The organism is Thermostichus sp. OS-CIW-29 (assembly GCF_054058195.1).
The window spans coordinates 1-9,154 of the sequence record NZ_JBSSAB010000061.1; the positions used below are offsets into that span (position 1 = coordinate 1).

General features: G+C 57.3%; 10 protein-coding genes. 3 read left to right on the forward strand and 7 right to left on the reverse strand.

The features are described 5' to 3' along the window. Window positions 1-379 precede the first annotated feature (379 nt). A complete protein-coding gene (locus ACVWZJ_RS13925) occupies window positions 380-706 on the forward strand; it encodes a DUF5684 domain-containing protein (protein WP_457396461.1) in 327 nt (108 codons plus the stop codon). Between the two features lie 44 nt (window positions 707-750). Here the strand turns inward: ACVWZJ_RS13925 and nuoK are convergent, their stop codons facing one another. The 5 genes from nuoK to ACVWZJ_RS13950 form a co-directional block, all read right to left on the reverse strand. After that, complete coding sequence (gene nuoK, locus ACVWZJ_RS13930) at window positions 751-1,056, reverse strand: NADH-quinone oxidoreductase subunit NuoK (RefSeq protein ID WP_041437244.1); 306 nt, start codon at window positions 1,054-1,056, stop codon at window positions 751-753. Window positions 1,057-1,136: 80 nt separating this feature from the next. Continuing rightward, complete coding sequence (locus ACVWZJ_RS13935; protein ID WP_011432903.1) at window positions 1,137-1,745, reverse strand: NADH-quinone oxidoreductase subunit J; 609 nt, start codon at window positions 1,743-1,745, stop codon at window positions 1,137-1,139. Window positions 1,746-1,864: 119 nt separating this feature from the next. Beyond that, entirely contained in the window at window positions 1,865-3,202 is a 1,338-nt protein-coding gene (locus ACVWZJ_RS13940) for a TPM domain-containing protein (RefSeq protein WP_238376936.1), read from the reverse strand. Between the two features lie 145 nt (window positions 3,203-3,347). Further along, window positions 3,348-4,079, reverse strand: a complete 732-nt coding sequence (locus ACVWZJ_RS13945; protein WP_011432905.1) for a lipoyl protein ligase domain-containing protein — start codon at window positions 4,077-4,079, stop codon at window positions 3,348-3,350. Between the two features lie 17 nt (window positions 4,080-4,096). Then, window positions 4,097-4,561: a YbjN domain-containing protein gene (locus ACVWZJ_RS13950; RefSeq protein ID WP_011432906.1), complete on the reverse strand. Its 465-nt coding sequence runs from the start codon at window positions 4,559-4,561 to the stop codon at window positions 4,097-4,099. 221 nt (window positions 4,562-4,782) lie between these two features. On the opposite strand from ACVWZJ_RS13950, the gene ACVWZJ_RS13955 reads away from it, so the two are divergent. Beyond that, the gene (locus ACVWZJ_RS13955; RefSeq protein WP_011432907.1) at window positions 4,783-5,538 is read left to right on the forward strand and encodes a 5'-methylthioadenosine/adenosylhomocysteine nucleosidase; all 756 of its coding nucleotides are present in this window, start codon (window positions 4,783-4,785) and stop codon (window positions 5,536-5,538) included. Between the two features lie 70 nt (window positions 5,539-5,608). Here the strand turns inward: ACVWZJ_RS13955 and ACVWZJ_RS13960 are convergent, their stop codons facing one another. Both ACVWZJ_RS13960 and ACVWZJ_RS13965 read right to left on the reverse strand, forming a co-directional pair. Then, window positions 5,609-6,562, reverse strand: a complete 954-nt coding sequence (locus ACVWZJ_RS13960; RefSeq protein WP_238376937.1) for a PspA/IM30 family protein — start codon at window positions 6,560-6,562, stop codon at window positions 5,609-5,611. A gap of 328 nt (window positions 6,563-6,890) precedes the next feature. Beyond that, window positions 6,891-7,709 (reverse strand): hypothetical protein, encoded by an 819-nt coding sequence (locus tag ACVWZJ_RS13965; RefSeq protein WP_071818156.1) that lies wholly within the window; start codon window positions 7,707-7,709, stop codon window positions 6,891-6,893. An 85-nt stretch (window positions 7,710-7,794) separates the two neighbouring features. Here ACVWZJ_RS13965 and ACVWZJ_RS13970 point away from each other — a divergent pair, with 85 nt between their 5' ends. Beyond that, on the forward strand, window positions 7,795-9,057 hold the full coding sequence (locus tag ACVWZJ_RS13970; protein ID WP_457396462.1) for a class I SAM-dependent methyltransferase: 1,263 nt from the start codon (window positions 7,795-7,797) through the stop codon (window positions 9,055-9,057). The last annotated feature ends 97 nt before the right edge of the window (window positions 9,058-9,154 follow it).

Consider the following 9,154-nt stretch of genomic DNA (forward strand, 5'->3'; position numbering starts at 1 on the left):
TACGGGGGTGAGGCTGGATTCCATTACGTGATCGAGCTGCTCTGGGATGCCTGTAGCGGCTTGCTGGAATCCCTGGTTCCCGGGATCCAATGCCCGCCGTTGCCCCCCCGTGCTTGAGAGATTATTCGTCAGATCTGTATTCTTGATGAAACTTGACAGAATTCTTGATGAAACTTGACAGATAAGTCTGGACAACGGGATCCCTTTTGGCTAACTTTGTGGGCGGGATCAGAGTAGCTCCTGAACAGCTTTGGAAAGTTGGTTTTCTTGCGGTTTGGCCTTATAGCTGTATAGATTCGAGGGTTGTCTCTGACACCAAAGAGACGCTGGAGACAAGTGAGTTGACATTCGCAAATATCAAATATGTGGGAGGGTCACGATGGATGAGCTTTTACCAGGGCTGACTGCCGTTGCCCTTTACGCCTTCTTTAGCTACACCTTAATGGTGATTGGAGAGAAGCTAAACGTGCCGAATGCTTGGTTAGCTTGGATCCCGATTGCTAACATCTGGGTGATGTGTCGAGCTGCTGGTAAACCCGGCTGGTGGGTGATCCTCTTCTTCATTCCCCTAGTCAACTTGATCTTCGGTATCTGGGTGATCTTTGCCATTCCACCCCGCCTGAATAAATCCCGCTGGCTGGGTCTGCTGGTTTTCCTGCCTGTTTTGGGAGCTTTGCTCTACTCAGGCATTCTGGCCTTCACTTGAATTAGCCAGTCTTGCCTTGATACAAACTAAACAATCGAAAAAGTCTACCACTTGAGCAAGTTAAAGCTCTCCATATCGATAGTGGCGCGGTTGCGGTAGATCCCCAGCACGATGGCCAAGCCCACTGCGGCCTCGGCAGCCGCCACAGTGATGACAAACACCGAGAACACCTGGCCGCGAATCATCGCTGAATCGACAAAGTTGGAGAAAGCCATGAAGTTCAGGTTCACCGCATTGAGCATCAGCTCAATCGACATCAGGACGCGAATCGCATTGCGGCTGACGATCAGGCCGTAGATGCCAATACAAAAAAGAACCGCTGCCACCACCAAGAAAAACTGCAGTTGCAACATCGCGATAGGCTCCAGTAGATACGCAATGAGAAGGGCACTGGGAAAACTCTGGATTTTGTGATCGAGAGCAGGTAGCTTCAACGGGTGCTCACCAGCTCTGCCGGTCGTTCTGACTCTGATTCAAGCTGGGGTCGGGCCCGCTCCAGCAAGCTCAGATCCCCTTCTCCGGCTTGGGGAAGAACAAACTCCCGCCGCGCCAAGACAATGGCCCCAATCAACGCCATCAGCAGCAAAACAGAAGCCAGCTCAAAAGGCAGAAGATAATCGCTGAAGAAGTGGCCGCCGATCACCAACACACTGCTCAAAGGTTGGATCGGCTGCAGCGGCCAAGGGGTGTTCAAAGCCATCGCGGCTAGAAGGGCAAACAGACCCAAACAGACCACCGCCGTCACTCCGTTGCGCAGCCAGCCCAGCTTCAGAGGAGCAAAGTTGTAGCGCCGATTCACCAACATGATGGCAAACAGGATCAACACATTAACCGCGCCGACGTAGATCAGAACTTGGGCTGCGGCCACAAAATCGGCATTCAAGAGGAGATACAACCCGGCCATGCTCAGGAAAACGCCCCCGAGCAGAAAACCGGAATAGACAATGCTGGGGGCCCAAACCACGCCTAGCGCGAAGCCAATGGCCATCGCCGATAGCACCACAAACGTAACCAGTTGTACGCCTTCTCCGAGGGTCATGAGAGATCCGTCCTTAGCCAGTTTCTATTGCTGCTCCCTTACCACTGTACTGTCCTGGCGGATTTAAGAGAAGCCCGACTCCTTTTTCAGATCGATAGAGAAATCTCTAGAGTTGGGTCTCACCAACTGCCGCCCGCTCCGCCACCTCCGCTGCTGCCGCCACCGAAGTCTGAATCTCCACCGAAGTCTGAATCTGTGTCTGTGTCGCTGAGCTCGGGGATGACCACCTCTCGCTCGCTGCGGTACCCGCAGATAGGACAGCTCAGGATTTCCAGCTTCAAGCCGCTAGAGGAATAGGTGGCTTCCCTGAGAACCTGTGTGGTGAGGTCGAGGGTGAGGGCTTGGCACCGAGGGCAGTAAAGGTGTCGGGAGAGCGTGCCTTCGCGCACAACCACAGCTATTCCTTGACAGGTAGGACAAAACCAGCCGTAGTAGCGAGCTCTGCCGCGGCTCCTGGCCAGGCGATGCTCTTGGGGAAGGTACTTATCCAGAAGCTGGGGCTGGATTGGGCGCATGGGTCGACCACAGGCTTGACAGACCACTGGCTGAAAAGGGATCCCACGCTTCCGGCCCAAGGTGCCGTCAGTGGCCATAGCAGCCACAACCGGCAGAGCGAACCCCAGCCAGTTGCCGCTGGACAATCCTAGGAACACGCCAAGGCAGAGGGATCCCGAATAGAGGAAGAGACGAATGGGGTCGCTCTGAACCGAAGAGAGCACAGCACCTGTTCTTGGATCTCTGCGTGTCAGGGAGAGGACTTGTCTTCCCCCTCGCTCAGCCCTTAGAGAGACGGGCATGCGAGAGCGCTGCCACCCCAGTCCCAAAATGATGATCCCCAGCAGCAGCAGGATCCCTTCCACCAGGGAAGAATCAATGCCCTGGGCCACTGCCCCAGAAGAAGTTGCAATCGTTGAGGTGGTAACTCCAGAAGCTGCCGCAGGAACATTGGCAACGGGCTGGCCCTGCAACACCGAGGTCAACTGCCGCACCCCCGCCAGAGTGCCGCCATCGAAATCCCCATTGCGAAACCGAGGCAGGATCTGCTGGTCGATAATCTGCTGGACTCGGCTGTCGGGGAGGATAGCGACCAGGCCCCTGCCCGTTTCGATTTCCACCCGCCGATCCCCTACCGAGATGAGAAACAAAACCCCGTTGTTTTGGCCTGCCTTGCCGATCCCCCAGTAGTTAAATAGCTGCGTGGTGAAGTCTTTTGGTGTTGCATATCCCTGAGTATTCGGCACGGTAACCACTGCCATCTCGGCACTGGTGCGCTGCTCAAGCTGAGTGATAAGACGGTTGAGCTCGTTTTCGGTGCTGCTGCTGAGGATGTTGGCGGTATCGGAAACCCACCCTCCATACTGACGGCGGGGGTTGGGCACTTGTTCAAGGGTAATGGCCCAAGCGGGCTGCGGCAGCAGGAATACAACTAGCAAAACTGCCGCCCAAACTTTCGGCATGGCTTACCTGGCTGAGCGCTGCCTAGGTTCTAGCACAGCTGTCTCGGCTAGACTGGCAGTCCTTTTCCCAGGGAGAGAGGGAAGTTGGGGAACGGTTGAGACAAGCCGCTTCTTGTTGCTAGTAATTGTTAACAGCAACCGGCCCTCAGTCCGGCCAAGGGAGCCAGGCTTCTTCTTGCCATTCCACTTCAAAGCACTCCCGGGCGGCCTGGAGAAAATGTTCGATCAAAGCAGGGATCCCTGGCGCCGTGGGGCAAATGTCGTAGATACCAATCACCTGCGAGCCGGGCAGATACCGTTCCCACAGCTCTAGATTGGGTTGCAATAGGAGGGATCCCTGTTGCAGGATCCCCCAAGGTTGCCACAGTTGGGCGTTGCCCATCAGCTTTTTGCCCTGCCAGCTCAAGTCAGCACGGGTACGGGAGGCAAAGCAACTGGTCTTGTTGCGGTAGCCGGGATCCCGGTGGCTTCGGCCGTGAGCAAAAGCGGGCTCATCTATGGCAATGCCCAGCTCCGCCAACCCCTGCACCCAAAAGCGGCAACAGAAGTCGTACACCCAGGCCCGCTGCAAACTGGGCAACCTGGCTTGCAAGTAAGAAAGGGGCAACACCAAGCTGTAGGTCAGCTCTGCTGCATCCTCAGCCGCCTGATGGAGCACCGCCCTTCCCCCCGTGGGTCGGCGCACAATCGGGATCCCTGGCAGGGGATCTGGCCAAACCTGGTGCCGTCCCAGCGAGAGGGTAAGCTGATCCCAGCCATAAAAGCGCAGGCAGGGGTGAGGGTCATGGCGCAGCCGCTGCAGAAGCCAGGCATCCTGCTCCATTTGCCGGGCCCCAGAGGCCACGCGGTAGGGGAGCCAGTATCCCTGGGATCCCATCCTGGCAAAGCCAGACCTTAAACTTTGGGGAACTCCGCCTGGAGGGGCTCATCATATTCATCGGCCAAGCTGGCCACAATGGTGATGGCCCGGGAAATTTCGCCCGCTGTGATCCCTTCCAAGGTGCGGTAGTGGTTCAGCACCACCTGGTTGTTCCAGATGCAAAAGCGCGCCTCTAGGGTGTCGCTCCAATTCTTCTCCAGGAGCTTCTGCATCAGCTTGGCCGGTTCTGCCACCGGCAGAGAGAGAACGGGAGACCATACCAAAAGAGTGTCTTCTGGGGATTCGCCGCTCAGATGGACGAACACTTCTGCCGTGCCGTAGGTGAATTTCCAGGTGTGACCTTGCTCGTGGTTCTCGTAGGCGGCATCCTCCTTGAGGCTGGAAACCACCGCCGAGACAACCTCAACGTAGCGAACGGACTCTGGAAAAACCTCTGGCGAAGGGTTAAAGGTGCTCATGAGCGGCTCACTGTAGACCATGGTCTTCCCCCTATTCCCTATCCAACCACCTCAACTATACCGCTATACCGCCTAAGACTCCGACCTATCCGGTCATCGCTTTGGGATCCTCAACTCAGGCGAGAATGAAACCGTTGGCAATGGTTCACTAAGTGGCCGGACAGGTGAGGGCAAGCGATCCCCCCCGCCAACTGGAGAGAGAGCCTGTTCAAAAGTCTTTCGAAGAACCTGAGGGAAGCTCTATGGAATCTCCATCTCATCCCCCCCAGAAAGCCATCGGCATTCTTGGAGCCCTGCCCGAGGAAGTGGCCATGCTCACCGCAGCAATGGAAACCTGCTCCATCCATACCCATCTGGGGCGACAGTTCCACCAGGGATCCCTGGCGGGGCAACCGGTGGTGGTGGTACAAGGTGGGGTGGGCAAGGTGCGGGCGGCAACCACAGCGGCTTTGTTGGTGGCCCATTTCCCTTTGCAGGGGATCATTTTTACCGGTGTGGCCGGGGCCTTGGCCGATCACCTGCACATGGGAGATGTGGTGCTGGCCCATGCGGCGATCGAGCACGACTTCGGCACCGGGCGTCCAGAGGGCTTTGTTTTGGGGATCGACTTTATCCCAGAGCTGCGCCACCCACTGGCCGAGGCCGATAGCGCTCTCTACGACCTGATCGTGGCCCACCCCGAGCGGATCCCTCTCCACCCCCTACAAGGCCGGGATCCCGTCATTCATCAAGGCTTGGTGGCCACCGGCGATGTGTTTGTGGCCGACGCAGACCTACGCCGACAAATCCGAGAACGCACCGGCGCTTTGGTGGTGGAGATGGAGGGGGCAGCCGTGGTGCGAGTAGCGCAAGAAGCCGGGATCCCTTGTTTGCTGGTGCGCTCGGTCAGCGATGCAGGGGACGATACGGATTTCTTGAGCTTTTTTCAAACAGCAGCGCTCAACTCAGCAGCAGTTGTCCGCACCATCCTGCAAAACCTGCCCCCCTCCTTGCCTTAGCCCAAGTGCGCAGATCCCCTCCTCTAGCGCAAAAGACGCAAAAGAGGAGTTGGGCATGGTTGCGTTCGCGTCAGTTGTTCATCTCCCGCTCCAGCTTGGCCATCGAGATCTGGCTTTCCAGGCGGGAAATGCCTTCGCGAAGGGTTGCCACCTGTGCTTCAACTTCATCCAAAGATTTGCGAACCGCTTCTGCTGCGCTCATGTGCTGGTTGCGCCGAACCAAAGCCTCGCGGGCAAGGTCATCCTGGTTCTGTTGGCTGGCTTTCTCAGCCCTGACAAACCAATCTTCGGCCTTTTGCAAAATTTCGTCGTACCGCCGTTCCAGTTGCTTGCGACTGGCCAGGGTTGTGGTCAGGCTGCGCTGCAATTGTTTCAGATCCCGCTCCATCTGCCGGATGCTCACCCTCTGTCGGCTGGGCTTTCTCCACAGCACCTTGCTCAGACCCACCATCACCACCGCAGTAGCAATCCCCACACCCGCAGCTGCCGCCGGATTTTCACGAATCAAAGAACCATCCAAAACATTGACCCCCGCAAAGGCCGAGGTTTGCGTGGCCGTCTCCCGAAACTCCCAAGGCATCACCGGATTGCGTTGCTGCCAGAAGCCTAACCGCGCCGCTTGGGCCGCCTCTTGAGCTTCTAGGTAGCGTTGCCGATTGGCCCCGTGCAAAAAGCGCTCGTAAACCACCGCCTGACCCTGGCGCAACATCTCCAAATTCACCAAACCATCGGCGTTGTACACCTGGGCAATGTGAAGCCCTTCCGGTGTGACATAGAGGGTATCCACCTGCACCAGGGATCCCGTCGGGAGCAAGTTTTGCAGAGCCTCTTGGGATAGCCGCCCCCAGCGCCCTTGGGTCAGCTCCGGCGCATCCACATAGGCCAGACGGAAACGGGTTGGCCTGCCGTTCAAGTCCGCCCAGAAGGTATCCCCATCCACCACCGACCGCACCCGGGCCGTCCCGGAAGATTGTGCTGCCGCCGGAAGAACAAGCCAACTGCCCGAAAGGACAGCCACAGTCATCAGAAGGGAAGTTCTTGAGGTCATGGGGGTCACTCCTATTGTGCAGAACAAGAACAAAAGTTAAGAAATAATAAGATAGGGAAGTTTCGGGAACCAACCGGAATCCCAGAGCGTCCTTGGGGATTGCCGTGAGGCTGGCTGCTGCTCTTCCCTGGCAAAGGCAACAGAGCCAGCTGCTCCCTACGTCGGAAAAGCGAACCTCTCCCACGAAAAGCTGCGGCTCTCGAAGAGTCGGCTCGTGGGGTCGGCTTAATTTGGGTTAGAGTTTAGCTCACCTTTTGGGGCAACGTCACAGCCATAAGGCGCAATCTTTGTCCCCCGGATCAAATCACAGGCGCAAGCGATAGGGTTCCTCGTCGGGGAAGTCGGGCAGAGGAGGGGGCAGGATCTCGATCTCCCCCGTAGGCAGCGTTTGCAGCACGGTACCCAACTGGACCAGTTGTTCCAGGACGTACAGGCGGGTATCCCGGTCGGTGGTGGAGTTAAACACGCTCAGCCAAACATCGAATTGGGAACGGCGGCTGAGAGGACTGCGGGCGATGTTATCCCCCAACTGGCGAAATTCATCTCCAGGCAGGCCCACCTGCTCTCGCCAGGCAGCAGCTTGGTAGTAATCGGTGCGGCCCGCTTCCGCGTCCCCCAGAAACATAAAGTTAAGTAGAGCACGATCCACGTAGAGTCGCCAGGCGTCAGGGTTGTTTTGGGGGTTGAACTGCTGCAAGCCGCGATCCAAAATCTCGACGGCTTTTTCCGGCTGGCCGGCCCGATAGGCCAACACCAAACTAGAGAGCCGGTAGCCCAAGAGGAAATGGGGATCCAGCCGCAGCATGTGATCGAAGTAGTCGTAGGCCAGGCCATAGCCAGTCAGGGTGCGAGCCGGTGCATCCCCGTAGTACTGGATCAGCTCCAGCCACAGCCAGGAAGCCCCCAAGTTGCGGTAGCCCAGCCACCCCAGCGTATTGGCCAGGGCAATGTTGCGGTTTTTGCGGGCCTCGGCATTTTCCAATTCTCCCAGATTGATCCGCTCCAGCATCGGCAATTGCAGCCGCACCACCAGGATCCCAAACAGAAACGCTCCCCCAACGGCGGCCAGAGTGCCTGCCAGGGAGAAGCGAGAGCGGCGACGGGGCAGGGAAGCAGCAGTCATGGCAAGTTCTTCGCGGATCCCTGAGGCTGTCGCGACCAGGGCTACACTCAATCATAAATTGAACCGTTGAGCCTTTCCCCTGCCTATGGCCAGCTCTGCCCTCTCCGCTTCGGAACGAGCCTTGAGCCTTTACGAGGCTCTGCCCTACCCTAATGTGCCCCTCTCGCAGACGGCCCGCAACGCCCTGCCGGAGATGTTCAAGATGAGCTATACCACGGCTCAGTACCTGCGCACCCATACCATCGTCCCGCCAGAGGGCAAGGTGTTGTTGAATGCCGGCTGTGGCTCCGGCTGGGAAACGTTGATGATGGCCGAGGCCAATCCAGGGGCCCAGATTGTTGCCTGTGATCTGTCTCCGGCTTCGGTCAAGCTTACCGAGGAACGCCTGCGCCACCACGGCTTCGCAGATGCCGAGTTTTATGTCCTCAATCTGCTGGAGCTGGAGCGTCTGGGGATCCAGTTTGATTTCATTAGCCTCAATGATGTTTTGTATTTGCTGGAGGATCCCACCGAGGGCCTGCGGGCCATGAAAAATGTCCTCAAGCCCGATGGCATCATCCGGGCCAATCTCCACAGCCGCTACCAACGGCAGGTGTTTTTCCGCCTGCAAGAGGGGTTGCAAAAGGTGGGGCAATTTGACGTTCCGCCAGCAGTAGGGGCCAAGAATGTGCGGGAGTTCATGGGATCCCTTCGGGAAGAAGTGGCCCAGGCGGTGTTCTGGAACCCGGCCAACTATGCCGAAGATGCGGTCATTATGAATAATTACCTAGTCTCCAACGACAAGGGGTTCACGATCCCCGACCTGTTTCGCATGTTGCAGCAGGCGGGGTTGAGCTTTTTGAGCTTGGTGGATAGGCCCGACTGGTCGGTGGAGTCTTTGTTTAAAGAGGTGCCTGAGTTTGTGCGGCAGCGGTTGGCAACCCTCAGCATCATGGAGCGGCTGCATCTGTATGAACTCCTTCGCCCTGTCCATCGCCTCATCGACTTTTGGGCGGAGCATGCCGGCTCTTCGCCGGTGCTGCCCTGGAGCGACGAAGATTGGCTGTTGGGATCCGTACAATTCAATCCCCTGTTGATGGACAACCCCCGCTTTCGCCAGGAGTACAGCAAAGCCCTGCAAGAGAAGCGGCCCTACGAAACGCAGTGGACAGGAGCCACCCACAGGCGGATCAGCATCCCTGCCGAGAAAGTGAGCTGGTTGGCGCCACTGCTTCAAGGACCAACGCCGGTTCGAGAGCTGATTCAACAGGCCGTCCAGTTGGGAGCCCCAGATGAAGAACGAACAACCGCTGAGGTGCTGACCTTCCTAACCAACCTAGAAGACTTTCTTTTTTTGATGCTGCAATAGGCAGCTGATACATTTACGCTGAACACTGCTGAACATCACTGTTCAACTATGCAGCGATAGCATTCTGTTTGTTTCCAAACAGAATGGCGGTATCCCG

Excerpts from the sequence above, each read along its gene's own strand:
- ACVWZJ_RS13925 (WP_457396461.1), top strand. The coding sequence starts at position 380 with ATGGATGAGCTTTTACCAGGGCTGACTGCCGTTGCCCTTTACGCCTTC.
- ACVWZJ_RS13935 (WP_011432903.1), bottom strand. The coding sequence starts at position 1,745 with ATGACCCTCGGAGAAGGCGTACAACTGGTTACGTTTGTGGTGCTATCG.
- ACVWZJ_RS13940 (WP_238376936.1), bottom strand. The coding sequence starts at position 3,202 with ATGCCGAAAGTTTGGGCGGCAGTTTTGCTAGTTGTATTCCTGCTGCCG.
- ACVWZJ_RS13945 (WP_011432905.1), bottom strand. The coding sequence starts at position 4,079 with ATGGGATCCCAGGGATACTGGCTCCCCTACCGCGTGGCCTCTGGGGCC.
- ACVWZJ_RS13950 (WP_011432906.1), bottom strand. The coding sequence starts at position 4,561 with ATGGTCTACAGTGAGCCGCTCATGAGCACCTTTAACCCTTCGCCAGAG.
- ACVWZJ_RS13955 (WP_011432907.1), top strand. The coding sequence starts at position 4,783 with ATGGAATCTCCATCTCATCCCCCCCAGAAAGCCATCGGCATTCTTGGA.
- ACVWZJ_RS13960 (WP_238376937.1), bottom strand. The coding sequence starts at position 6,562 with ATGACTGTGGCTGTCCTTTCGGGCAGTTGGCTTGTTCTTCCGGCGGCA.
- ACVWZJ_RS13965 (WP_071818156.1), bottom strand. The coding sequence starts at position 7,709 with ATGACTGCTGCTTCCCTGCCCCGTCGCCGCTCTCGCTTCTCCCTGGCA.
- ACVWZJ_RS13970 (WP_457396462.1), top strand. The coding sequence starts at position 7,795 with ATGGCCAGCTCTGCCCTCTCCGCTTCGGAACGAGCCTTGAGCCTTTAC.